Source organism: Sphingobacteriales bacterium (assembly GCA_016706405.1).
In the GTDB taxonomy this organism is placed as follows: domain Bacteria; phylum Bacteroidota; class Bacteroidia; order Chitinophagales; family UBA2359; genus BJ6.
In genome coordinates this window covers 1212496-1236694 of record JADJJT010000001.1, presented here as the reverse complement: position 1 = coordinate 1236694, position 24199 = coordinate 1212496, and the positions used below count along the sequence as shown (strand labels likewise).

The 24199-nt window shown below is 40.5% G+C and carries 20 protein-coding genes, 1 tRNA gene and 1 pseudogene; 9 read left to right on the top strand and 13 right to left on the bottom strand.

The features are described from left to right. Nucleotides 1-163 precede the first annotated feature (163 nt). The 5 genes from IPI59_04770 (at nucleotide 164) to IPI59_04750 (ending at nucleotide 6038) form a co-directional block, all read left to right on the top strand. Nucleotides 164-655, top strand: coding sequence for a hypothetical protein (locus tag IPI59_04770; GenBank protein ID MBK7526862.1), 492 nt, complete (start codon nucleotides 164-166; stop codon nucleotides 653-655). Nucleotides 656-894: 239 nt separating this feature from the next. Further along, nucleotides 895-2265: a dipeptidase gene (locus tag IPI59_04765; GenBank protein ID MBK7526861.1), complete on the top strand. Its 1371-nt coding sequence runs from the start codon at nucleotides 895-897 to the stop codon at nucleotides 2263-2265. A gap of 1548 nt (nucleotides 2266-3813) precedes the next feature. Then, on the top strand, nucleotides 3814-4866 hold the full coding sequence (locus tag IPI59_04760) for an rRNA pseudouridine synthase (GenBank protein ID MBK7526860.1): 1053 nt from the start codon (nucleotides 3814-3816) through the stop codon (nucleotides 4864-4866). 22 nt (nucleotides 4867-4888) lie between these two features. Further along, the gene (locus tag IPI59_04755; protein ID MBK7526859.1) at nucleotides 4889-5338 is read left to right on the top strand and encodes a DedA family protein; all 450 of its coding nucleotides are present in this window, start codon (nucleotides 4889-4891) and stop codon (nucleotides 5336-5338) included. A gap of 25 nt (nucleotides 5339-5363) precedes the next feature. Further along, the gene (locus IPI59_04750) at nucleotides 5364-6038 is read left to right on the top strand and encodes a methyltransferase (GenBank protein MBK7526858.1); all 675 of its coding nucleotides are present in this window, start codon (nucleotides 5364-5366) and stop codon (nucleotides 6036-6038) included. Nucleotides 6039-6071: 33 nt separating this feature from the next. Here the strand turns inward: IPI59_04750 and IPI59_04745 are convergent, their stop codons facing one another. The 10 genes from IPI59_04745 to IPI59_04700 all read right to left on the bottom strand — a co-directional run bounded on the left by IPI59_04745 (nucleotide 6072) and on the right by IPI59_04700 (nucleotide 16166). Further along, the gene (locus IPI59_04745) at nucleotides 6072-6911 is read right to left on the bottom strand and encodes an RNA methyltransferase (protein ID MBK7526857.1); all 840 of its coding nucleotides are present in this window, start codon (nucleotides 6909-6911) and stop codon (nucleotides 6072-6074) included. A gap of 168 nt (nucleotides 6912-7079) precedes the next feature. Further along, on the bottom strand, nucleotides 7080-8042 hold the full coding sequence (locus IPI59_04740) for a hypothetical protein (GenBank protein ID MBK7526856.1): 963 nt from the start codon (nucleotides 8040-8042) through the stop codon (nucleotides 7080-7082). Nucleotides 8043-8165: 123 nt separating this feature from the next. Beyond that, the gene (locus IPI59_04735) at nucleotides 8166-8591 is read right to left on the bottom strand and encodes a hotdog fold thioesterase (GenBank protein MBK7526855.1); all 426 of its coding nucleotides are present in this window, start codon (nucleotides 8589-8591) and stop codon (nucleotides 8166-8168) included. A gap of 75 nt (nucleotides 8592-8666) precedes the next feature. After that, the gene (gene paaJ, locus IPI59_04730; GenBank protein ID MBK7526854.1) at nucleotides 8667-9188 is read right to left on the bottom strand and encodes a phenylacetate-CoA oxygenase subunit PaaJ; all 522 of its coding nucleotides are present in this window, start codon (nucleotides 9186-9188) and stop codon (nucleotides 8667-8669) included. 160 nt (nucleotides 9189-9348) lie between these two features. After that, on the bottom strand, nucleotides 9349-10104 hold the full coding sequence (mqnB, locus tag IPI59_04725; GenBank protein ID MBK7526853.1) for a futalosine hydrolase: 756 nt from the start codon (nucleotides 10102-10104) through the stop codon (nucleotides 9349-9351). 149 nt (nucleotides 10105-10253) lie between these two features. After that, complete coding sequence (locus tag IPI59_04720) at nucleotides 10254-11180, bottom strand: T9SS type A sorting domain-containing protein (protein ID MBK7526852.1); 927 nt, start codon at nucleotides 11178-11180, stop codon at nucleotides 10254-10256. A gap of 79 nt (nucleotides 11181-11259) precedes the next feature. Beyond that, nucleotides 11260-12162 (bottom strand): T9SS type A sorting domain-containing protein, encoded by a 903-nt coding sequence (locus tag IPI59_04715; GenBank protein MBK7526851.1) that lies wholly within the window; start codon nucleotides 12160-12162, stop codon nucleotides 11260-11262. Between the two features lie 334 nt (nucleotides 12163-12496). Then, nucleotides 12497-13915, bottom strand: coding sequence for a hypothetical protein (locus tag IPI59_04710; protein ID MBK7526850.1), 1419 nt, complete (start codon nucleotides 13913-13915; stop codon nucleotides 12497-12499). 180 nt (nucleotides 13916-14095) lie between these two features. Further along, entirely contained in the window at nucleotides 14096-15607 is a 1512-nt protein-coding gene (locus IPI59_04705) for a hypothetical protein (protein MBK7526849.1), read from the bottom strand. Beyond that, nucleotides 15591-16166 carry an RNA polymerase sigma factor gene (locus tag IPI59_04700; protein ID MBK7526848.1) on the bottom strand — a complete coding sequence of 192 codons (576 nt, stop codon included), beginning with the start codon at nucleotides 16164-16166 and terminating at the stop codon, nucleotides 15591-15593. Before IPI59_04700 ends, IPI59_04705 begins: the two co-directional genes overlap by 17 nt. A gap of 151 nt (nucleotides 16167-16317) precedes the next feature. Here IPI59_04700 and IPI59_04695 point away from each other — a divergent pair, with 151 nt between their 5' ends. After that, a complete protein-coding gene (locus IPI59_04695) occupies nucleotides 16318-16983 on the top strand; it encodes an HAD-IA family hydrolase (GenBank protein MBK7526847.1) in 666 nt (221 codons plus the stop codon). A gap of 3 nt (nucleotides 16984-16986) precedes the next feature. On the opposite strand, the pseudogene IPI59_04690 reads toward IPI59_04695, so the two are convergent. Beyond that, nucleotides 16987-17750 (bottom strand): annotated as a pseudogene (locus IPI59_04690) (IS5 family transposase). Nucleotides 17751-18098: 348 nt separating this feature from the next. On the opposite strand from IPI59_04690, the gene IPI59_04685 reads away from it, so the two are divergent. After that, a complete protein-coding gene (locus IPI59_04685) occupies nucleotides 18099-19715 on the top strand; it encodes a CapA family protein (GenBank protein MBK7526846.1) in 1617 nt (538 codons plus the stop codon). Nucleotides 19716-19780: 65 nt separating this feature from the next. Here the strand turns inward: IPI59_04685 and lepA are convergent, their stop codons facing one another. Then, nucleotides 19781-21571 carry an elongation factor 4 gene (gene lepA / locus IPI59_04680; GenBank protein MBK7526845.1) on the bottom strand — a complete coding sequence of 597 codons (1791 nt, stop codon included), beginning with the start codon at nucleotides 21569-21571 and terminating at the stop codon, nucleotides 19781-19783. Nucleotides 21572-21755: 184 nt separating this feature from the next. On the opposite strand from lepA, the gene IPI59_04675 reads away from it, so the two are divergent. Beyond that, a tRNA-Glu gene (locus IPI59_04675) sits at nucleotides 21756-21827 on the top strand. A 127-nt stretch (nucleotides 21828-21954) separates the two neighbouring features. Further along, complete coding sequence (locus tag IPI59_04670; GenBank protein ID MBK7526844.1) at nucleotides 21955-22644, top strand: ATP-binding cassette domain-containing protein; 690 nt, start codon at nucleotides 21955-21957, stop codon at nucleotides 22642-22644. 211 nt (nucleotides 22645-22855) lie between these two features. On the opposite strand, the gene IPI59_04665 is transcribed toward IPI59_04670, so the two are convergent. Further along, nucleotides 22856-24100 (bottom strand): HAMP domain-containing histidine kinase, encoded by a 1245-nt coding sequence (locus tag IPI59_04665; GenBank protein MBK7526843.1) that lies wholly within the window; start codon nucleotides 24098-24100, stop codon nucleotides 22856-22858. Nucleotides 24101-24199: the final 99 nt, after the last annotated feature.

Sequence of the window (24199 nt, the reverse complement as noted above, 5' to 3'; positions counted from 1 at the left end):
TCTGTTTTTTTGAAGAGATATAGGAAAAAACTATCCGGAAATAATTGACTGATTAACAGAGAGATGCATTAAACAAAACAATTCATCTTTGGTCAAATAAGCAAGAACCTGTATTATTTCAACTATAATTTGTAAGCATCATAACCCAATTTAATCAAATAAAATGAAAAGATTTTTTTTGCCGTTAATGGCATTTGCTCTTATGGCTATCTTTGCTATAGGCTGTACCGATGGAATAATTGATGACCCCGAAAAACCAGATCCGGATGATATAAGCGGACAATGGAAATCAACAGCTACTATGGCACCAGCATTTGCCGACTCGATTAAAGCCCTTACATTTACTTTCTTTGATTTAGATAATAGTTTTACCTTGCTAAAAGAATATAAAAACGGACAAACAGCTACCGAAGATGGGCAATATACCGTAGGCCAAAAGGCTACAAATGAAGAAATTTATGCTTTGACACTTACTAAAAACAGTACGAAACTATACGAAGGTATATTTGAATTAAACTTCGATGTTACACCAAATGAGGCAACAATTAGCATTGTTCCGGCAACAAATGGCGTAGAAGCCCCCTATCCAGATGGCGGCTTTTCGAGTGGTACCTGGGGTTTTGACGGTGTACAGGTGTATAAAAATATACCATAAAAAAATTTTTTAATTGCGATAATAAGAATATGCTAACTGAGCCAGCCTAAATAGCTGGCTTTTGTTTTTATCCATTTGACAAAATGAAAAATGGTGCCGTTATAAAAATCTTCTCGATGCAAACCCTTTGCCTGAATTGAAGTTTATGCTTAATAATTTGTATCTTTGTGCTAAATTAATTAAAAAGCTTAAAAAACAGAAATTCAAATCCGGATAATAAACCGCCGGAGTGACGTTCGATGCAAACATATCTTGAACAACATAAAGAACGCTTTTTAAACGAGTTGTTAAACTTGTTGCGTATTCCATCGGTAAGTGCCGATAGCAAATATAGCAGCGCTGTGAATGAAATGGCAAAAGCTGTAGCCGAAAACTTAAAAGCTATTGGCGCAGATAATGTTCAACTTTTACCAACCCAAGGCTACCCAGTAGTCTATGCCGATAAAATAATAAACCCCAATTTGCCTACCGTTTTGGTGTATGGGCACTATGACGTGCAGCCCCCCGATCCATTGGCATTATGGCACTCGCCTCCCTTTGAACCAGTGGTCAAAGATGGGAATATATACGCGCGAGGGGCCTGTGATGACAAAGGACAGTTTTTTATGCACTTAAAGGCGTTTGAAATGATGATGCAAACAACCGGCTTGCCGTGCAACGTTAAATTTTTAATTGAAGGTGAAGAAGAAGTTGGCTCGGCAAATTTACCCGATTTTTTGCGTGAAAATGCGCAGCGCTATGCCTGCGATGTAGTGCTTATATCAGATACAGGGATGATTGCTAATGATATACCCTCAATAGACGTTGGTTTGCGAGGATTAAGCTACGTGGAAGTTGAAATTACCGGGCCAAGTCACGACCTACATTCGGGAACTTATGGCGGCGCTGTTGCCAATCCAATCAATGTGCTTTGCACCATGATTGCGAGTATGCACGACGAAAACCGCCACATTACCATCCCCGGATTTTATGATGATGTAATAGAATTGACCGCCAATGAACGCAATGCCTTAAACAGCCAACCATTTGATTTAAACAAATATAAAGAACATTTAAAAGTAGCCGACGTAATGGGCGAAAAAGGCTACACAACCATTGAACGTACCGGAATAAGGCCAACTTTAGAGCTAAATGGTATTTGGGGCGGCTATATAGGTGAAGGCGCTAAAACGGTGCTGCCATCAAAAGCATATGCCAAAATATCAATGCGATTGGTACCCAACCAAAGCCCCGATAAAATAACGGAACTTTTTACAGCACATTTCACGAAAATTGCCCCCGCCTCTGTGCAGGTGAAGGTTACACCCCACCACGGCGGCCCACCGGCGGTTACACCAACCAACGCTGTAGCCTACCGCGCCGCAGAAGCCGCAATGGAAAAAACATTCGGCAAAAAGCCAATTCCTACGCGCGGAGGCGGAAGTATTCCAATAGTAGCGCTTTTTGAACAGGTTTTGGGCGTAAAAACAGTACTTATGGGATTTGGCTTAGATACGGATGCCATCCATTCGCCAAATGAAAAATTTGGTTTATTCAATTTTTACAAGGGCATTGAAACCATACCCTATTTTTATCAAGAGTATGCAAAATTAATGGGAACAAATAAATAAACAAGCAAACACGCAAATAAATAATTCAACTAATTTAATAGATATAATTCGTTCAATTTTGTACTGCAAAAATTGTAGTATAAATAGATGCACGAACAAATTTAATTTGATGTTGTGAAACATCGCAATAAATACTAAATGAAAAAGACATTTTCAAAGCCGAAAATGGGGTTTGGTGGCTCCGGAAAGAGCTTCAGCAATCGGAAACCCAACTCGCGCTTTAACCAATTTCCGGAAGATTCGGAGCAACAAACCTCGTCAAGGCCATCCAACCGCCGAGGTGGTAAATTTGGGCAGCGGAATAACAATTTTAATCAGGAAATGGACAGTTTTGCGCCCAAAAAACAACGCAGTGGCAAAGACAATTTCCATAAAGAGGCCTACGACACCTACGAAAAAAGTCCGGAAACGTACCGCCGCGACAGAAAACCCAACTCGCGCTTTAACCAATTTCCGGAAGATTCGGAGCAACAAACCTCGTCAAGACCATCCAACCGCCGAGGTAGTAAATTTGGGCAGCGGAATAACAATTTTAATCAGGAAATGGACAGTTTTGCCCCTAAAAAACAACGGGGTGGCAAAGACAATTTCCATAAAGAGGCCTACGACACCTACGAAAAAAGTCCGGAAACGTACCGCCGCGACAGAAAATCCAACTCGCGCTTTAACCAATTTCCGGAAGATTCGGAGCAACAAACCTCGTCAAGACCATCCAACCGCCGAGGTAGTAAATTTGGGCAGCGGAATAACAATTTTAATCAGGAAATGGACAGTTTCGTGCCCAAAAAACCGCGTAATGGCAAAGACAATTTCCATAAAGAGGCCTACGACACCTACGAAAAAAGTCCGGAAACGTACCGCCGCGACAGAAAACCCAACTCGCGTTTTAACCAATTTCCGGAAGATTCGGAACAACAAACCTCGTCAAGACCATCCAACCGCCGAGGTGGTAAATTTGGAAAGCGCAATGACACCAATTACCGTCAAAGGAATATTGTTGGCAGCGAGGACGATTTTAGCCAAGAAATGGACAGTTTCGTGCCCAAAAAACCGCGTAGTGGCAAAGATAATTTCCATAAAGAGGCCTACGACACCTACGAAAAAAGTCCGGAAACGTACCGCCGCGACAGAAAACCCAACTCGCGTTTTAACCAATTTCCGGAAGATTCGGAACAACAAACCTCGTCAAGACCATCCAACCGCAGAGGTAGTAAATTTGGAAAGCGCAATGACACCAATTACCGTCAAAGGAATATTGTTGGCAGCGAGGACGATTTTAGCCAAGAAATGGACAGTTTCGTGCCCAAAAAACCGCGTAATGGCAAAGACAATTTCCATAAAGAGGCCTACGACACCTACGAAAAAAGTCCGGAAACGTACCGCCGCGACAGAAAACCCAACTCGCGTTTTAACCAATTTCCGGAAGATTCGGAACAACAAACCTCGTCAAGACCATCCAACCGCAGAGGTAGTAAATTTGGAAAGCGCAATGACACCAATTACCGTCAAAGGAATATTGTTGGCAGCGAGGACGATTTTAGCCAAGAAATGGACAGTTTTGTGCCCAAAAAACCGCGTAATGGCAAAGATAATTTCCATAAAGAGGCCTACGACACCTACGAAAAAAGTCCGGAAACGTACCGCCGAGACAGAAAACCCAATTCGCGTTTTAACCAATTTCCGGAAGATAATGAATCGCCCAAATTTAAAAAGGCGGCCACTTATAATAAAAAGCAAAACCCTTCGAGCGATTTTGGCTTGCCCACAGAAAGCAAATTACAAAGTAAAAAGGAAGAATCGTATGGCGGACAGAAAGAATATATTGCAAAAAACCATATTTGGGTAAACAACCACTACGATGCCAATAATGAGTTCAACGACCTATTTGGCGAGAATGGAATGCGCTTAAACAAATATGTAGCAAATGCTGGGGTATGCGCACGCCGCAAAGCCGACGAATTAATTGCCAAAGGCAGCGTGCAGGTCAATGGCAAAGTGGTAGTTGAAATGGGGCACCGCGTAATGCCTTCCGATACGGTTACATTTGAAGGCAGAGTCTTAAATCCCGAGCCGCGTGTTTATGTGTTGCTAAATAAACCCAAAAATTATATAACGACAACAGACGACGAGCGCGAACGGCATACAGTTATGGAATTAGTTAGTGATGCATCGCCATACCGACTTTACCCCGTTGGCCGTTTAGACCGCGACACTACGGGCTTGTTATTGCTTACAAATGATGGCGAACTGGCTCAAAAATTAGCACACCCCTCGAAAGAATTGCGCAAAGTATATCAAATAACATTAGATAAACCTATTGCTAAAAAGCATTTAGAGCAAATTGCACAAGGTGTAGAATTAGAAGATGGCCTCGTGCCAATACGCGAATTGGAATGTCTAAATGCTGAACGCACCCTAATTGAACTACAAATCCATATTGGACGCAATAGGGTAGTGCGCCGGCTGTTTGAACACTTAGGCTACCAGGTTGTAAAATTAGACCGTGTGGCTTATGGTGGCTTAACAAAAAAAGGTATTGAGCGCGGAAAATGGCGGTATTTAAACCCTAAAGAAATTATATTTCTTAAATACAAGTCTTAAATAGCGGTATCATATATGTAATATGGAAGAATGGCTGGCCTGGGGTTATTTTGGCTTATTTGCCGCATCGTTTTTAGGTGCCACCATTGTGCCATTTAGCTCAGACGTAGTTGTTGTGGGTATGGTGTACGCAGGCTATTACAATATAGGTTGGATAATAATTATAGCAACAATAGGAAATTGGTTAGGTGGGCTAAGTTCGTATTATTTGGGCTATTTAGGCAAATGGCAATGGTTAGAACGGTATTTTGGTATTAAACACCAACAATTAGTGCAAACGCAATACTATTTAAACAAATATGGGCTGTGGTTGGCTTTTTTTAGTTGGTTGCCGTTTTTAGGCGATTTGTTTTGTGCCGGAATGGGCTTTTTTAAAACCAATTTGCGTATAACCGCCTTATTAATGTTGTTGGGTAAATTGCTTAAATATGCAGCAGTTGCATGGTTGACTCTAAAAGGCATAGAAATTTAGACTAATATTTAAAAGCCAATTTATAATGCCAAATTTGCGATGGCGTATTGCCCAATGGCTCGAATTAAAATGGTGGAAGCGATACCTAAAACCAAAGCATCCGGATAAATACTTAGCATGGAAGCGGCAATACTGGTATGATTTTTTACATCAATTATCCGGATATCTGCCGCTACAAACACCAAATTCAAGCAAGGTTATAAATGCTTTAGATGCCGGATGTGGGCCAGCCGGTATTTTCACTGCTCTGCCAGCCAATAATTGGGCGGTAACAGCCATTGACCCCCTGTTAAATAAATACGCCAACGAGCTGCCCCATTTTAATCCCAATCAATGGCCAAATGTAAGGTTTGAAACAAATACCATAGAAAACATGCAGTATGAAGCATGTTTTGAGGTGGTTTTCTGCCTCAATGCTATTAACCATGTAACAAACATTGATAATGCTGTTGATAAATTAGTACAAAGTTTACAACCCAATGGCTGTTTAGTTATGTCAATAGATGCGCACAATTACAGGTTTTGGCGTTGGCTTTTCCGGAAAATACCTGCCGATGTATTGCATCCACATCAATATAATTTGAAAGAATACCAAAATTTGCTTTCACAACGAGGCATCATTTTAAAGGCATCTGTTTTGCTGCAAAAAAACTATTTTTTTAATTATTACGTCTTGGTGGGGTATAAAACGGCTAATTAGCAAATAAAAAAGATTGAACAATGCGAAGTTTTTTTACGCGGCTCGTTGCCGTAATGCTTCGTAAACCAAAATTGCCGCCGAAACCGATACATTCAAAGAATCGACTTGTCCGTGCATGGGAATACGTATTTTATGATTGGCATTATTTAACCATTCGTTTGAAAGACCTTGATGCTCGGCACCTAAAACAATAGCGCATGATGTTTTAAAATTGGCCTCGAAATGGGGTACTGAACCGGATAATGCAGCGGCAAAACTTGTAATATTATGCTGTTGCAACCAATTTATAGCCTCGGTGGTAGAGCATATTGCAATAGGAAGGCTAAAACACCCCCCCAAACTTGCCCGCAAAATGTGCGGATGATAGACATCGGCGTGCTGCTGAGGGGTGCAAAGCAAAACAGCGTTTACTTGGGCGGCATTGGCCGTGCGCATAATTGCCCCAATATTGCCGGGTTTTTCGACGCCCTCGATAACAAGCCCAAGCCAGTTTTTGGCAGGTTTGGGTAACTGGCTTAAACTATGCGTTTTTGCTTTAAAAACAGCTAAGATATGATTATAAACATTGCCGCGGTAGGCTAAGCGAGCAAATAGGGTAGGGGTAGTTTTAATAAGTTCAATATCTGTGGCAGGTGCATATTGATTGGCTAAATGGTAGGTTTCGGCAATTACGGCATCATCGGTATTGCCATCGGCAAAAATTAGGATTTGCGCCTCGTATCCGGCCTCAATTGCACGTTTAACCTCGGCCATACCCTCGGCAACAAAAACTTGTTCGCGCCGCCTTTCCCTGCTCTTATCTAACAGCAACATTACAGTTTTAATCAAAGGGTTTTGCGCGCTCGATATAGTTTTGATTGTTAGCTTTGACATAAAAAAGTTAAGAGCCCAATAAAGCGGTGTTAAACAGGCTGTTAGCGAAAACTTAGTTTATCCGGATAAAATAACTAATGCCGGTGAACCATTGTTTCTTGTAACAACGTTTTGGACGTATAGCCAAATCCTGAAAAATTAAATAGTTAATTAGTCAAATAGTTCGACCTATTTTAATTTTTTGGGACTGTGAACTTGAAAAATTCGCGACAGATTAAAGCCAAATTGTATGTCGCCTTTAAAAAAGTCGTTGTTGGTTTCGGTTATAAAAGTACGCTCGTTCATGCCAACAGCGTTTGAAAAGTGTAATTGAAAAACGTGTCCACCGGTTTCAATATCAAAGCCAATAGAAAGCGGATTTTGGTTTTCGTCTTTTGGTTGCCCGTTTAAGGCATGGTGATAATCAACATTAAGGGTAATACGCCTGGTTAATTTAACCCGACCACCTAAGCCAATAGCGTAAATATCATTGCCATCCTCCTTTTTTGCAACTAAATTGCGGTGTACTAAGGTCGGTGAAATTTGTAAGCTAAGGCGCTCGTTAAACTTACGACCAATAATTAAACTGTGGTAATAACCTAAACGCGAACTAAAATAGTTATCACGTTCGGGGTCGCTCCATTTTAGCCCACTGCAAGTAATACCCGAAACCCAAACTAAAGAAACTGGAATATTTTTGGCTCCTTTTGATTGCCAAAGTAAACGATATTTAATAAATGCGTCTGATTCTTTTCTTACGGTTGCTCGGCCAATACCAACAGTTAAATTAGGAAGAACACCATAGTCGAAACCCATGCGCATACTTGCCTGGTCAAGGCCAAAAAGCTCGTAAAGCCCTCGGTTGATTAGGCCAAAACGGTGCAAAATTCTAAAATCGAGGGTGCCGTGGCCAATCATTTCCATTGAGTGACCATTAATAACCCGTGATGATTTGAAGGCGTTTTTTACACGCTCAAGCTGTGGTTCGTCATCGTCATCGTCCAACATATTATTATCGTCTGTGGCAGTAGTTTTGACCTTTGTTTTACCTTTGGTTGGGTTGCTATTGTTTTGGGCGTAAATTGGCTGAGTGCAAAGCGCAAAACAGGTAAACAAAAACATTAATATTGGTAGTATAGGATTTTTTTTCATAATATAATACGGAGTTTATAAGTTATTTTAATATTAGTAGTGTCAAAATGGAATTTACTTGTATTTCGATGCTATTTAAGCGCGCAAATTATATAAAATTCCGGATAAAAATATACTATTTAGCTAAATTCCCCATTCTTTTTCTGTACGATACACCACTCCTTTAAAAACGGCTACTACTTGCGAGTCGGCTTCGCGGGTTATTATTACCCTGTAAATGCCAATTTTATTGGTAACACTTTCGGGGCTGGCACTGGCAATAAGTTGGTCGCCTGCCCGTAAGGAGGAAGTATGGTTAATAGATGTTTCAATAGAAACAGCTTTGCGGCCTAATGAGTTGGAGGCGAAAGCCAGAGCACTATCGGCCAAAGCGTAGGTAATACCACCGTGTGCAATGGCAAACCCATTAGTCATTTCGGGCCGTATGGTCATGGTAAGAATAACGTGGTTGGGCTCAACATCACTAATTTCGATGCCAAGCCATTGGCTAAAGGCATCGTTACTATACATTTTTTGAACTACTTTTTGTGCTTTTTCCGTAGCTATCATATTTGGTATAACTTTGTATATTGTATTTGTTTTTTTCTTTATTATTGTGCTGAACCCTCAATGCTACGCCTACTTTTAATGACATTTAAAATAATCGAAAGGTTCGAGGCAGTTTAAACATCTATAAAGAGCTTTGCAAGGAGTTGAGCCAAAATTGCTAATCATTTGCGTTTTTGTGCTGCCGCATTGCGGGCAGGCTACAACCGGAGGGGCTGCAAAAAGCGCTTGTTTGTTTGAACTGGTTTTTGTTGGTGGTGCAATGCCGTATGCTAAAAGTTTGGCGCGCCCGGCAGCGCTTAACCAGTCGGTTGTCCATGCCGGCGATAAAACAGTTGTAATTTTAACAAACGATAAACCTTGTTGTGTTAAAGTGTAGGCAATTTCAGCCTCGATGGTATTCATAGCAGGGCAGCCCGAATAAGTTGGCGTTATAATTATTTCAACATTTGCTTGGTCGATGTCATTGCTTGGTTCAATATTTATTTTCCGGATAATACCTAAGTCAACAATAGATAAAACCGGAATTTCGGGGTCGCAAATTGCCGATAGCCATTCCCATATTTGTGGTTCGTTGATAGATTGTTTGTCATTTGCCATAGTAAAAGTGAAGATAAAAATATTTAAAGGTTATAAATATAAGATTCTATTTTGCAAAGATACAATTTAAACAATAAATTTTTGTTCTCATTGCAGGTTTACCGTAGGCACGCCAAAGGTTTAAAAGTAAAAGAAAACAAATTGCCAAGCTACTATTATTTTACTGGAACAGTTTTATCAAGGACCAAATATTGTGAGTTAGTTTTTCTACGGCCAAAGGTAGGTCCCAATTAGTATATTTTCTGTCGCCGGCGCGGTTTGAAATTGCCCGTATGGCTATACAAGGCGTTTGGGTAAGATGGCAGGCATAAAAAAAGGCTGCTCCTTCCATTGTTTCAATATCCGGATTAAATAATTGCCGCCGCTGCCTCAGTGTCGTTTTTTTGCCGGTAACACAATTAACGGTTATGCCGCTTGCTTGTGGTAGCTGGCTTAAATGCGTTTGTAATATTGTATTGTGCTGCGGTGGGTTTTGGTATATATATCCTTGTTGATATGGAAAAGCGTTGGCGTTAAAAAATGGCATTTGGCTAATAGGCTTAAACCCAATAAGTGGTTCTTCGGAGCCCATATCGGCAATAGTATCTTTGGTTACATAAACAACGCTGCCAATAGATAATTTGGAGTCAAAACATCCGGCAATGCCAGCATTTATAGCTAGACTATAGTTAAATAAACTTGTAATTTTTGTTACCCAACACGAGGTGGCAGTTAATCCGGCTCCGGTAATTAGTAGCTGAACTTTTAATTTTGACGATAGCACAAAACTTAAAAAGGTACTATCTTTTGTAGTCAAAAGTAATTGCGAGTCATTTTTATCGCACTCAGCACTTGTTTCTAAAAAGGGTTGTAAAAGCAGCAGTAAAGGTTGAGCCTCCAAATAGGTAGCGTAAACAATTAAAAGGGTGTTAGACATTATTTTTAACGTGTTGAGTGGCGTTGTTTGTTGTATGTATGGTTAAAATAAATCAATAAAAAACGCCGGAATAGCTGTTTTGGGCTTTTCCGGCGCAATATTTTTAAGTGTAATTTATATATGCACAGTTATCAAACGTATGTGTTTGCTTATTGTACTATAATGCGTTGGGTTAGCATCCGACCATCGGTACTTTGTGCGTTTAAAATATACATACCGTTTACTAAACTTGGTAAATTAACCTGGGTTTTACCGGGCGATACTTGGGTAGCAAATATATTTTTTCCGGTTAAGTCGTGTAAATTAATCTGCGCTTTACCAATAGTAGCTACTTGTACGGCATTATCTTGAGCTTGGTAGGTTATAATTAAAGTGTTATCGGGCAAACTGCTAACACCGGTTGATAAGCAATCGGGTTCGGCTTTAAGGCTAACTACATACGAGCCACCATAGTTGTATTCGGGTACCGGAACCACGCCTGCATCTTCAAGGGTTAAGCCACCTAAATTAGTAATTGGTTTGCATAAAGCATTTTCAACGTCTTTGATAGAAAGATCGCCAAATAAGCTGGCCATTGCATCAAATAAAACAGCTAAATCAGTCGAGGTAATTTCGGTGCCCACCAAAAACTCAAGCAGTGCTTTGTTATTGTTTACAAATGAATCTACCTGCGATTCGCGGTAGGCAAAAACGGTAAATTTATAGTCTTGCAGCACAAAGGGACTTCCGGTGTCCGGATTATTTGTAAAATCGAAACTACCGTCAGCAGATACACCTACAACTGGTTCGCCTTTTAGTTCGTTGCCATTTGCATCTACGCGGGGTTTGCCAGCACCGTCTAATAACACTTGTTCGGGGCTGGTAACAATAATGCGGTAACTTGGCAAAGTGGCACATCCAGTCGAGCTCCATTCTTTAATGACTAAGTTAGCGGCATCTTTACCGCTTTGGCAGGCAACACTGGTAGGTGCTATTGGAACTTGTAAGCAGTCGGCAACAAAAAACTTACAATCGGTAAGTTGTGCTTGGGCGTTCATTAGGCCCAATAATAGCATAAAGGTAAAAATTTGCTTCATTCTTAAGTTTTTTTTAGTATATTATGATTTAATTTGTTTGCTTGTTTATTTAGGTAGGCAGTAATGTTCCTTTTTTAGTTTACCATATTGCAAACCGGGTATTAAAGCTGTAACCGTTATTATTGGTAATCTTAGCTAAATAAATACCTTTAGGCCATGTTTGCGTGCTTACGGATTTCGAAAAAGTGCCGTAAGATACAGGTAAACTTTCAAATAAATGGCCATTAGCGGTATAAATAATAATATTTGCTGTGTTAAAAGCATCCGGAAGGGTAAATTGCAAGGTATTGCCGGGCAAAATGTGGGCTACAAATTTATTGGATGCGGCATTAGAATCAATACCAATGGCCTGGCATTTAGCAGCATCTTTTGTTACCGTAATTTCGTGATAAAGCCCCATAGAGTATTGGCAAGGTATTGCCCCCATTGTAGGCAATGTTTCGCACCAAAAAGTTTCAAATTCGGCTAAGGTAAGTTTTTTGTCCGCGTCTAAGGCTATTGCTAAGGCAATGGGGTTTTGTTCGGGCAATTTAGATATATCAAGGCCAAAGCTTTCAAATACGCCCTTAAATTTATTGGCCATTTCGTTAAAACCTGCTTGGCTGTAGGCAAAAACGGTTAGGGGGTAAACGCCATCGGGGTAGGGTTTATTGCCTGGCCCTTTGTTAAAATCAAAAGCGCCGTTGGGGGTAGTACCTGTTATTGTTTTGTCTGAAGGTTTGGTTACAACGTATATATAATCGGGGGTAATGTTTTTACTTGGGGGTATGGTTTGCGTAACGGTAATATCGGCTGCCAACGAGGTATTGGTACAAAAATACCAAGGTTGTTTGGCCACAGCCATAGGGGCGCCATCTAATACTTCGTAAATGCAATTTTGTGCTTGTAATTGCACCAACGATAGGGTGTTGCTGCTTATACTGCTAATAATAAATGTTGCGAGGGTGAATAAAATCGGGACAATAGTTTTTTTAGTTTGCATATATGTATTTTGTTGTGTTTTTATTGACAAAGGATGAATAACGGTTTTACTTAGCTTTGATGTAAATTAAATGAATGGGTTGTACTTATTTATAGTTGGTTGTCCGGTTAAATTCCGGATAAAAATTGAAGAGGTAAATTATCAGTATCTTAGTTTAATAAATTGAGAACGGTAAAATTAAAAAACCTTTCTACAAAGTTACAACAAAATAATCAAAATACAATTCGCTAAAATAACGAACAAATTTACTGATTTTATAAGAGCTACTATGGTTTGCACAATAAATCAGAACCTACACTATTTTACTAATACCAATAAATTAGCTAGCACTAAACTATTTGCTGTTTTGAATTACAAAATGCCCATTTCGAAGCAATTTGTTTTGTCCACCCACAATACCAACTAAATAATAACCCTGCCCAAGCGGAGGCAATGGTATGCTCATGCTGTTGTAGCCTGAATTATTTGAAACAGAAAAAAGGCTTTCAGCTAATTTTTTTCCGGATACAGTATGCCAAATACGGCCATCAAGGCTGGCAATTACTAACTGACAATTATTTAAGACAGCATTATTATAATCCGGATGGTAGATTGTGGCGTCAGTTTGGTAATTATGATAATTTATTTGTAAGCTATGGCTTTGCTGCTGGTAAACCACGCTGAAATTTTTTAATAAATTGTTTTCCTTATTTAGGGGTAAATCAGGCGGCGCATTGGTAATCCACAGTTTGTTTTCCCAAAAATAAAACCGCGACTGCGTACTGCCTTCGGCCCATGAGGCTAGTATATCAAGGTCGCCGTCGCCGTCAAAATCGCCGGCAGTGGGTACAATATACGGCCATTGGTTATTGGTGGTTTTGGTAATATTTAACGAAGCTTTTTGGGCTGTAGCAAAAACGGGAAAACCACCCATCTGATCGTTTGTGCTGTGGTAATAGAAGGCCTGAGTGGCCGTATCGGCGGGATTTGTGGGGTCGGTTATTAGTTTTGAGAAAGCAATACAATCGAAGTGGCCGTTTTGGTCAAAATCGCCCCAGGCAGCGGTAATATAATGGGTAGCTGTTTGGGTAAAAATATCGGGTAGCCACGTGGGTTGAACTTGCGCCGGGGCAAAATTGGGTGTTTGGGCGTTACCTGTGTTTTGATAAAAACAATAATACACGTTGCCTGTTCCGGAAGGTGTAATTAATCCGGCCAAAATATCAAAATCATTATCGGCATCAAAATCAAATACTTCAAGGGTTGTAGGCACTAAGGTATCGGCAGGCAGCGACAATCCAAATGGGTTTAGTTGTGGTGCTGCAAATTGTTGTTTGTAAGCGTTACCTACATTGGTTTGGTAGGCAAATACGCCAGCGCTGGCATTATTAGGGTCAAAACTGGTTGTTAGCAGGTCTAAATCGCCATCGCCATCGAGGTCGGCAAGGCGGGCATAGTTTAAAAACGAGGAGGCCGTAAGCATACCATCCGGATTTTTGCTGTACGTACCTAAAATTGCGCTGTCTTTTTTTCCGGAGTTTGAAAATAAAAACAAAGCTTCTTGCTGTAATTGTCCGGTTAAAATATCTAAATCGCCATCAAAGTCCACATCGGCGGCTTGTATTGTGTTAATTATTGAGGTCGAAACGGGTAGGTCAAAAGTATCTTTTACTGCATTTGCAAAGGCCGGCGGCATTTGGGCAAAAACAAAGGTAACTGAATGTGTGATGCAAACTATGCTAAACAAAAAAATCCGGAAATAAGAAAAAGGCATAAAATCTAATATAGAATAATCGAATTTAAAATATTTATTTCAAAACAGCCGCCAAAAATACAAATAAAATTGGCATTCTACTACAAAAAAGCGACACCCTATGCTTTTGCACGAGTATCGCTGCATTGTATATAAACACCTAAACCTTTATATTTTTACATTTTTTAAGCTGTTATGCCATTAATTAGTAGGGGCAAAACGGTAATTTATACCCGCTCTTAGTCCCCAGTTAATTAAGGTTGCATTATTTTTGGCAAAGGGTATGCTTGCCTCCGTGCTGTTAGGGGTTGTTGCGCCAAAACTTGCACGGCTTGCAAAGGTTAAAAAATAATTGCGTGTGAGGTACAGTTCCATTTCGGCACCTAAGGCTATAGCGTACTGATGTTGGTTTAGTAATTGCTCTTGTAGCAGGTAATTGTCTATTTTAATAGCGGCTGCTTTAAGTTTGCTGTATTGTATGCCTGCCAAAACCGATATAGTTGCGGGCAATTGGCTTGATTTTAAAAACAGGTTTGCCGTGCGGAACTTAACTAAAACGGGTATTTGCGTATAGACTAAATTAACCCTTGTTTTGCTCGATAATCCTTTGGCCGGCAAGCCATTATTTACCAATGAATTGTCGCGGTATTTATTGGTAGCCGTCATTTTATAGTTTTGCCCTACCGATGTTTTGCCTATATACTCGACCTGAACACCAAAATTACGACTAAAATTATAGCCGGCGCTTAATCCTTGCCCCCATCCAAAACGAGCAGCCGATGGCTGGGCAGCTACTAAATTAGCACGCGGGTTTTGCATGGCATTGGGGCTAACAATCCAGTTTAGGCCCCCGTTAACAAAACTGCCCACCCAAAGCCCTATTGGTGCTTGGTAGTTTGCTTTGCTGGGGTTTTGATCTTGGGGCAAATTGTGTTCCAACGCATTAATTGTTGTTTTGTTGTCGTTATTAGCTGTTGAAGCCAACAATTTAGGCAAGGTTGCCAAGGCTTCGGTTTTGGCTTGCGCAGGTGTTGGGTCGGTGTTTTTAAGGTTGGCAACAAGCGGCTGGGTAAAGTCAGTGTTTTTATTTTTGTTAGCAGCAATATCAATAGTTTCAATATACGATGTTGTACTTGAAGGCAACAAGTTTGAGTTTGCCTTGATATTTGCTGCTGTGGCCATTGTTGAGTTTAAAAGGCTTTGGCTTTTTTTTCCGGATTTATTTTTCCATCTGGATAGTAAGGTGCTGTTAGCATTTGCATCGCTCTGGTCATTTACCGCCGAAAGCGGCTCGGTATCTACACCTTTAGCAGTATTAACCTTTCTTTGCGCGTTTTTGTCGGTATCAATATCGTTACCCGACTTTAAGATGCTATTTTCAGTAGCGGCAGTAGGCTGTGCCTTGCTTTGTAAATTAGCACTTGGTGGCGCTATGTTTTGCCCTTCGGGTGGGCTGTCGGCAATAGTAATGGCATCAATACGATTAGTTTTTTGGGTGGGCAGGGCCAAATAATACCCGCCTATGCCTCCCAAAAACAAGGCAGTGGCCACTAATAAAGTAGTAAATTGCCAATTTTGGTAAAAAGGCTTTCGGGTGGGCAGTTGCGCGGCAATCCCTTTCCACAGTCGGGGTGGGGGAGGCGTTTGGTGGTTGGCCAATCCTTCGCGAAAAAGCTCGTCAATGGGGTTCATATTTTCAGGTCGCTTCAACATAGACCTTTGTTTTGTATAGTTTTAAATCATGTAAACGTTTTTGCAATAAATAGCGCGCACGTGCTAATTGCGATTTTGATGTTCCCTCGCTGATAGAGAGCATTTCGGCAATTTCGCGGTGCGTAAAGCCTTCAATAGCATATAAATTAAAGATGGTTCGGTATCCGGGCGACAATTCTTGTACCAATTTCAATAAATCGGCGGCGTTTAAGTTTGCCAATATGTTTTCGTTCACAATTTCATTTACCCCGCCTCCCGTCTCAACAATTGGGTACATAGGGGTTGATTTCCGGAAATATTCAATGGCGGTATTGACGGCTATCCGGCGCATCCATCCTTCAAACGAGCCATCAAATCTAAACTTTTCTAAGTTCCGGAAAATTTTTATGAAACTGTCTTGTAAAATATCTTCGGCGGTAGGGCGGTCGTTGGCATAGCGCAGGCAAATGGCAAACAGTTTTGGCGAGTACCGGGCGTACAAAGCCTCTTGGTGCTTTTGTTTTCCATCAATACAGCCTCGTATAAGGTCTTTTTCACAAATTTCGGTAGCCCAACGCATTAAATACTAATTTCTGTAGTTTAAAGATGCAAACATTTAAAAAAGCGTTGCACGCAGTACTTGTATTTTTGCAAATTTAGCATTTTTATTTAATTTGGCTCAATTTATGCGCCTTATTTGTTGTAGTGCTTCCTATTATTGTTTCCTTTTTATGTCTTGTTTAGTTATTTTTGATTTGGACGGCGTATTAGTCGATACTGAAAAATTGTATATGGACATGAACCTCGCGTGGTTTAAAAGTCTTGGCTTTGAAATGCCTCAAACAATATATTTGCAATTTATTGGGGCATCGGGTAGGTTGTTTTGGCAATACATTGTTGATGTGTATAAACTAAGCTTGCCTGTTGAGCAATATATTTTGGCCGAAAAAGCCTTAAAATTTAAAACTTTACAAAAAGCAAACTTAACGCCAACGCCCCACTTACTTCCCTTTTTACAATTCTTAAAAACTAATAGAGTGCCTTGCGCCATTGCCTCGTCGGGGTTGAGGCAAAACATTGACCTTATTTTGCAAAAAACTAAATTAAGGCCATACTTTACGACAATTATAAGTGGGGAACAAGTTGCTCGCGGCAAACCTCATCCGGATATTTTTGAGTTGGCAGCGCATGAGGCGGGGCATCTGCCAAAGGAGTGCATAGTCATTGAAGATAGTTTTAATGGTGTTACGGCAGCTAAGGCTGCAAATATGTTTTGTGTTGGTTTTTATAACCCAAATAGCGGCAATCAAAACCTGTCGGCGGCAAATATGATTATTAATAGTTTTGCCGCTACCAATTTATACCAAATGATAATAAAAGCCTTAGAGCCTGTCTAAATTTTATTTTCTAATTCTATTAAGCATCAATTTTATCATGGCAAGTTGGATCATTGTCTGGCTCGTTTCGGTTTGGAACTCAAAGTCTTTACTCAATCTTCGATAGCTTTGCCATGCAAAAGTTCTTTCAACAATCCATCTTTTTGGCAATACTTCGAATTTCGAGGCTGTATTCGATCTACTTACAACCTCAACCACCCACCCAAACGTTTTGCGGGTATTTTCAATTAACTCGCCTCTATACCCGCCATCAGCTACTATCTTTACCAATCTGCAAAACCTGCCTCTGAGGTCAGCTATAACCATTGGGGCTGATTTACTGTCATGCTCATTTGCCGCATGAACCACAACCGCTAAAAGTAGTCCCATTGTATCTACAATAATATGCCGCTTTCGCCTTTAACTTTTTTACCCCCGTCAATCCCTCTGCACAAGCCTCCGACGCTTGTTGTCTTTACGCTCTGGCTATCAATTATACCAACACTTGGCGATGAAGCCCTGCCTGCTTGCTTTCGAGTCTTATCCCTGAGTATTTCATGGATGAGTTCTATCGTCCCATCCTTCTTCCACTTGGTAAAATAGTAGTAAACAAGCTTCCATGACGGAAAATGGAACGGCAGCATGCGCCATTGACAGCCAGCTTAAGCAAATAGAACAGCGCATTAAAAAATTTCTCTTAAACTGTGTTTTCGTTTCCGTTTGTCGTCTAAAATGCCTAATATTGCACTCCATTGACTATCGGTGAGACTGCTTGGGTAGGTTTTCATTTTACTTTATGTGTTTGATTTTCATAAAGCTATGAATTATTATTTAAACGTCAAACTGATAGTCTTTTATTCACATCTCTTTTAATAACTTTTTTCCTATCAATTTTTAGGACTGGCATGCCAATTTTTAATTTTTAGACAGTCTCTTAAACTCGGACTTATAAAATTATTTACTACAGGCTAACAACGCTTTTTTAACAGGTAAAACTTGCTTGTTATTCATCCGGACAAATATTATATTGTCTGGGTTTTTTCCGGATATAAACTTAACCCTTCACAAACTAAAGCCTTTTATACCTAAGCAATCAATAAAACCTATAAATTTGCAATTGTAAAATAAATATTTTTATGAAATCAGTTTGTATAACAACGCTTGTTTTTTTGGTTTTCTTGGTTCATTCTAATTGCGGCCTATTGGCAAGTACCACCACTTTATTATTTGCCGGCGATGTAATGGGCAATAAACCGCAGGTAAATGCCGCCTTTGACCCCGTAACGCAGCAATACGATTACAAACCTTGTTTTCAGTATATGAAGCCTATTATTGAAGATGCTACCATTGCTATTGCTAATTTAGAGGTAACACTTCCGGGCGAGCCACCTTATACTGGGTTTCCGCGCTTCAGAACTCCCGATGCTTTAGTTGATGGACTTAAATTTGCCGGATTTGATGTATTAGTTACCGCAAACAACCACTCAAACGACAGCGGCCATCAAGGGGTTTCGCATACTATTGATGCCATTAAGCAACGCAATTTATTACAAACCGGCACCTTTGCCAGCCAAGCCGACCGCGATTTATATTGCCCTTTGGTTTTTTGGGTCAACGATTTTAAACTTGCTTTATTAAACTATACTTTTCATACGAACGGCCTTAGCACCGAAGCACCGGGTATTGTAAACCGCATTGATGCTAACGCCATTAAAAACGATATAGCTGCCGCACAACTTCAAAATGCCGACCTAATTATAGTGTTTTTTCATTGGGGAACTGAGTGTGTGAATTACGAAAATGCCTACCAGCAACAATGGGCGCAAACTGCTGCCAACTTAGGTGCCGATTTAATTATTGGGGCGCATCCGCATGTGGTACAACCTATTAAAACAGTAAAAACTACCCGAGCCGATGGCACTGAAGCAATTGTTCCGGTTGTTTATTCGTTGGGTAATTTTATTTCAAATGCCATTAGCACCAATACCAGCATAGGGCAAATTGTTAAAGTAAATTTAATGCGCCATCCCACCACTTGCCAAGCCTATTTTGACCAGTTATTATACCTGCCTGTTTGGCGCTACCCCGAAGATGGGCAATTGGGCGGGCACTACAAACGAACTTATTATACCTTGCCAGCTTCGGTATTTGCCACCGATGCACTTAATTTATTACAAATGCCCCAAGCCCACCAGCAACAACTGCTAAACGCCTTAACACATGCAAGGCAGGTAATGCAAAATAGCAGTTATGGTGCCGAGCAATTTGTATTAATGAACAGTTTATTAACAAACCCCGCCTACGAAACGGCCTACTGCCAGTATTTAAACAGTGCTAAAACTACTAACCGGGCAGCAGTTGCCCAAGCAGCTAAAAATGACAATGCGCCACTCGCCCAAAAAGCAGTAAAATCTAAAGATAGCTCAAAAAATGATAACAATAAAACTGCTAAAAAAAATACGAATGTATTAGCATTACAGCCAAACACAAATCCTAAATATGCCCCCAAAACAGTAATTGCCAAAATGATTACTACTACTTACAAAGTACAATTTTTGGCAAGCATCCGGAAAGATTTAAAAAATTATCCCTTTAAAAATGTAACGATAGACAAAAACGACCAAGGGTTATACCGCTATGTAACCGGATACTTTACCAATCGCACACAAGCCGATGCCTATGTTGAGGAAGTTAAAAAAATGGGGTTTCAGGGATTTGTTGTTACCTACAACAATGGCAAGCGGGTTAATTAAAGCGCGTAGCCATTACGGAATGGTAATTCTTTTTCTCGTATTAACTCGTTATTTGCAAATATAGATTAATCTAATTTAAGTACTGCTAAAAATGCCGATTGTGGCACTTCAACCGAACCAACTTGGCGCATTTTCTTTTTGCCTTCTTTTTGTTTTTCTAAAAGTTTGCGCTTGCGGCTAATATCGCCTCCATAACATTTGGCGGTTACATCTTTGCGGAAAGCACTAATGGTTTCGCGGGCAATAATTTTAGCGCCAATAGCTGCTTGTATGGCAATTACAAATTGTTGCCGGGGCAATAATTCTTTTAGTTTGCTACATATTTTTTTGCCAAACGTGTACGATTTGTCGCGGTGAATTAAAGCCGACAACGCATCTACTTTTTCGCTGTTTAGCAATATATCCACCTTTACCAAATCCGATTCTTCAAATCCGGTTACGTGGTAGTCAAACGAAGCATATCCTTTTGAAATTGATTTTAATTTGTCGTAAAAATCAAACACAATTTCGGCCAACGGCATATCGAAGCTAAGTTCAATACGGGTTTGTGTTAAATAGGTTTGGTTTACTAACCGGCCGCGTTTATCTTCTAAGCAAAGGCGCATAATATTGCCAATATATTCGGGTTTGGAAATTACCTGCGCCCTAATCATAGGCTCTTCAACACGGGCTAAAAAAGTGGGTTCGGGCAGGTCGCTGGGGTTATTTACCAATAGTTTGTCGCCTTTTTGGGTGTAGGCAAAATACGACACGTTTGGCACGGTTGTAATTACGTCCATATCAAATTCGCGTTCAAGGCGTTCTTGCACTATTTCGAGGTGCAACATGCCTAAAAAACCACATCGAAAGCCAAAGCCCAAGGCCTGCGATGATTCGGCTTCGAATACCAAGGAGGCATCGTTTAAGCGCAATTTTTCAAGCGACTCGCGCAGGTCTTCAAAATCGTCGCTATCAATGGGGTAAATTCCGGCAAATACCATTGGTTTCACGTCTTCAAAGCCCTGAATGGCATTATTGCAGGGGTTGGCAACGGTAGTTATAGTATCGCCCACTTTAATTTCGGTACTTTGTTTAATTCCGGTAATTATGTAGCCTACGTTACCCGCGCTAAGTTCGGTTTTGGGCTCCATATTGAGCCGCAGCACGCCAATTTCGTCGGCAAAGTACTCTTTTCCGGTATTTACAAATTTTACTTTTTCATTTTTGCGGAGGGTACCATTTAAAATCCGGAAGTAGGCAATAACCCCTCTGAACGAATTAAATTGAGAGTCGAAAATTAAGGCTTGCAGGGGTTCTTCCGGATGCCCTTTAGGAGCAGAAATCCGGTTAATAATGGCATCAAAAATGTCTTCTACACCTTGCCCGGTTTTGCCCGAGGCCAAAATAATATCTTCGCGTTTGCAGCCAATAAAATCCATAATTTGGTCGGCCACTTCTTCAATCATTGCGCCCTCCATATCAATTTTGTTAATAATAGGTATAATTTCGAGGTCGTTTTCCATTGCTAAAAACAAATTGCTAATGGTTTGAGCCTGAATACCTTGCGAGGCATCTACCAATAATAGCGCCCCTTCGCAGGCGGCAATTGAACGCGAAACCTCGTAGCTAAAATCAACGTGGCCGGGGGTATCAATAAGGTTAAGCGTATAGTTAATGCCTTTGTGCGCTAAATACATTTGTATAGCGTGGCTTTTTATGGTAATACCCCGTTCGCGTTCCAAGTCCATATTGTCAAGCACCTGTGCTTGCATTTGTCGTTCGCTAATGGTTTTGGTATGTTCTAAAAGTCGGTCGGCAAGGGTGCTTTTTCCGTGATCTATGTGGGCAATTATACAAAAATTGCGAATATATTGCATGTTCATAAGCCGCAAAGATACAAAAAACAAGGCAATATTTGATTTAGTTGGGTTGTTTACCAGTTATGCCGGATAGGTATAAAAGATAAAAAGTCAAAAAAAAATCAAAAAAAATCAATTCTATATTTGCAGAAACTAAAAAAAGCCATACCTTTGCACCGCTTTTGATAGAAAAATCAAAAATGGCCCGTTCATCTAGGGGTTAGGATACAAGATTTTCATTCTTGGCACAGGGGTTCGATTCCCCTACGGGCTACCTACCACAACCTATTACAACCCGCAGTAAATTGTACTAAATAACACAATTTGTTGCGGGTTTTTTGTGTTACAGGTTTGTATTTTTTAAAACTTTATTTAATTTGCCGCAAAATACAAAACGTCAAATGACATCAACCAACCCTCCTACTGTTATTGAGCTTAAAAATGCTATAATTGCCCACCGCAGCAGGGTAGTGCTTGATAATGTTAATTTTACTGTTAACGAAGGGCAATTAGTGTATGTGTTAGGACGCACCGGAACCGGCAAAAGCAGTTTGTTGCGTACCCTTTACGGCGATTTGTCCTTGGCTGGCGGTTTTGGCAAAGTTGCCGGATTTACTTTAGAACACCTTAACTGGCAAACCCGCCCTTATTTGCGCCGGAAAATGGGTATTGTTTTTCAAGATTTTCAATTGCTGCACGACCGTACCGTTGAGGCTAACCTTCGCTTTGCCCTTGAAGCTACCGACTGGCGCGACCAACAATTAATAGCAAACCGCATTACCCACGCTTTGGCCAACGTTGCTATGCTCGATAAACGACAAGCAATGCCCTACCAACTATCGGGCGGCGAGCAGCAGCGCGTAGCCTTTGCCCGCGCTTTGCTTAATAACCCCGCCTTAATTATTGCCGACGAACCCACCGGCAACCTTGACCCACAAAGTGCACACGAAATTTTTGAACTGCTTTTTCAAATATGCCGGCAAACTACTACTACAATTGTTGTTGGTACCCATGACTACGCAAACGTGCAACGCTTTAAAGGTGTGGTTTATAACTGTGCCAACGGAAAACTTAGCCCAATGGCTATATAATTTAATTAGGCAAAAGGAGGCGAAGAAGTTGATCCGGAGTCAACTTTACTCAACTTTACTCAACTTTGCTCAACTTTTTTGTAGTTAGGATTTTATCACGCCATTTTCTGTTAGCATTTAACTTCTTCGGAATTAAAGTTTAGGGGTTGGTTTAGGTGCGGTTTGAGGGGTGGGTAAGGTAGCCCGAATTTAAATTGTGAGCCATGTTTTGTTATTGCGTAATTTTGGGTAATATAATTCTAAAAGTTGTACCTTTATTTATAACCGATTTCAGCACAAAAATACGCCCTTTGTGATACTCTTCAATAATACGTTTCGATAAGGACAAGCCAAGTCCCCAGCCTCGGGTTTTAGTACTGTATCCGGGTTCAAAAACGGTGCCGAGTTTGCTTCTTTCAATGCCTTTTCCGGTGTCGGTAATATCAATTATAATACGTTGGTTTGTTTTTTCATCTAAACTAATGCTTACATCAATGGTGCCGGTATCGTCCATGGCATCTAAGGCGTTTTTTAGCAGGTTTTCTACCACCCAATCGAGTAGTACGGGGTTAAGCAAAGTATAAATTAGAGCGGGGTTGGCTACATAATTAATTTGAACTTTATTTGGTGCGCGGCGTTGCACGTAATTAACGGTATTTTGTACACAGCTAACTATATCGTTTGTTGAAAGGTGAGGCTCAGAGCCAATTTTTGAAAACCGGTCGGCAATAACTTGTAGCCGCTCTACATCTTTATTCAGTTCGTTGGCTACCATATCGGCTTGGCCGTTGGGGTCGTCAACTAATTTAAGCAGGGCTAACCAACCCATCATTGAGCTAAGTGGCGTACCTAATTGGTGGGCGGTTTCTTTGGCCATACCTAACCACACGCGGTTTTGCTCGGCGCGGCGAGCGGTGTTAAATGCTACATAAGCTATTAAGGCAAAGGCCAGTAAAATACCAATTTGTAAATAAGGGTATCGTTTTAATTCGACCAATAATGCCGAGTCGTTATAATAAATATACTGTTGTTTGGTAATTTGTGTGCCGTCGGGGTTTGGGTATTGGTAGGTAAACAAAACCGGATCGTATGAATTTTGCATTTTGGCAAGCTCAGCGTAAAAATAAACCGAGTCTTGGGGGTTGCGATAATTACGGGTAGAATCTAAGTTTTTTGTGCCAACAATTTTTCCGGATTCGTTGAGCAAAATTACCGGAATAGTGTTGTTATTTTGCCCAAGCCCTTGTAAAAAATCAAACTGGTCTTCAATTAATGAATCTAAGGTTAATTTTTGAAGTTGTTCGTACGACTCTGCCACCAACGATATTTTTTTGCGCTCTTCGTCTTGTAAACGAGTAGCTAAATTGCTGGTATAAAGCAAAAGCGTTATCAAACCTAAGACAGCAATAATGATGAGCCAAATTTTAAATTGGCTTTTTTGCTGGTAGATGGCTGCGCCCCTGTTTTTCGATGCCATATAATAGTTTTATAAAGCAATCCGGATAGATTTAGATTGCATCTCTCTTTTTTCGACAAAAACCTTGTTTATTTAGCTATGGAGGGGAGTAAATACACT

What these genes read in the sequence shown, in the direction of transcription:
- IPI59_04770 (MBK7526862.1), top strand. Translation starts at nt 164, where the DNA reads ATGAAAAGATTTTTTTTGCCGTTAATGGCATTTGCTCTTATGGCTATC.
- IPI59_04765 (MBK7526861.1), top strand. Translation starts at nt 895, where the DNA reads ATGCAAACATATCTTGAACAACATAAAGAACGCTTTTTAAACGAGTTG.
- IPI59_04760 (MBK7526860.1), top strand. Translation starts at nt 3,814, where the DNA reads ATGGACAGTTTTGTGCCCAAAAAACCGCGTAATGGCAAAGATAATTTC.
- IPI59_04755 (MBK7526859.1), top strand. Translation starts at nt 4,889, where the DNA reads ATGGAAGAATGGCTGGCCTGGGGTTATTTTGGCTTATTTGCCGCATCG.
- IPI59_04750 (MBK7526858.1), top strand. Translation starts at nt 5,364, where the DNA reads ATGCCAAATTTGCGATGGCGTATTGCCCAATGGCTCGAATTAAAATGG.
- IPI59_04745 (MBK7526857.1), bottom strand. Translation starts at nt 6,911, where the DNA reads ATGTCAAAGCTAACAATCAAAACTATATCGAGCGCGCAAAACCCTTTG.
- IPI59_04740 (MBK7526856.1), bottom strand. Translation starts at nt 8,042, where the DNA reads ATGAAAAAAAATCCTATACTACCAATATTAATGTTTTTGTTTACCTGT.
- IPI59_04735 (MBK7526855.1), bottom strand. Translation starts at nt 8,591, where the DNA reads ATGATAGCTACGGAAAAAGCACAAAAAGTAGTTCAAAAAATGTATAGT.
- paaJ (MBK7526854.1), bottom strand. Translation starts at nt 9,188, where the DNA reads ATGGCAAATGACAAACAATCTATCAACGAACCACAAATATGGGAATGG.
- mqnB (MBK7526853.1), bottom strand. Translation starts at nt 10,104, where the DNA reads ATGTCTAACACCCTTTTAATTGTTTACGCTACCTATTTGGAGGCTCAA.
- IPI59_04720 (MBK7526852.1), bottom strand. Translation starts at nt 11,180, where the DNA reads ATGAAGCAAATTTTTACCTTTATGCTATTATTGGGCCTAATGAACGCC.
- IPI59_04715 (MBK7526851.1), bottom strand. Translation starts at nt 12,162, where the DNA reads ATGCAAACTAAAAAAACTATTGTCCCGATTTTATTCACCCTCGCAACA.
- IPI59_04710 (MBK7526850.1), bottom strand. Translation starts at nt 13,915, where the DNA reads ATGCCTTTTTCTTATTTCCGGATTTTTTTGTTTAGCATAGTTTGCATC.
- IPI59_04705 (MBK7526849.1), bottom strand. Translation starts at nt 15,607, where the DNA reads ATGTTGAAGCGACCTGAAAATATGAACCCCATTGACGAGCTTTTTCGC.
- IPI59_04700 (MBK7526848.1), bottom strand. Translation starts at nt 16,166, where the DNA reads ATGCGTTGGGCTACCGAAATTTGTGAAAAAGACCTTATACGAGGCTGT.
- IPI59_04695 (MBK7526847.1), top strand. Translation starts at nt 16,318, where the DNA reads ATGTCTTGTTTAGTTATTTTTGATTTGGACGGCGTATTAGTCGATACT.
- IPI59_04685 (MBK7526846.1), top strand. Translation starts at nt 18,099, where the DNA reads ATGAAATCAGTTTGTATAACAACGCTTGTTTTTTTGGTTTTCTTGGTT.
- lepA (MBK7526845.1), bottom strand. Translation starts at nt 21,571, where the DNA reads ATGCAATATATTCGCAATTTTTGTATAATTGCCCACATAGATCACGGA.
- IPI59_04670 (MBK7526844.1), top strand. Translation starts at nt 21,955, where the DNA reads ATGACATCAACCAACCCTCCTACTGTTATTGAGCTTAAAAATGCTATA.
- IPI59_04665 (MBK7526843.1), bottom strand. Translation starts at nt 24,100, where the DNA reads ATGGCATCGAAAAACAGGGGCGCAGCCATCTACCAGCAAAAAAGCCAA.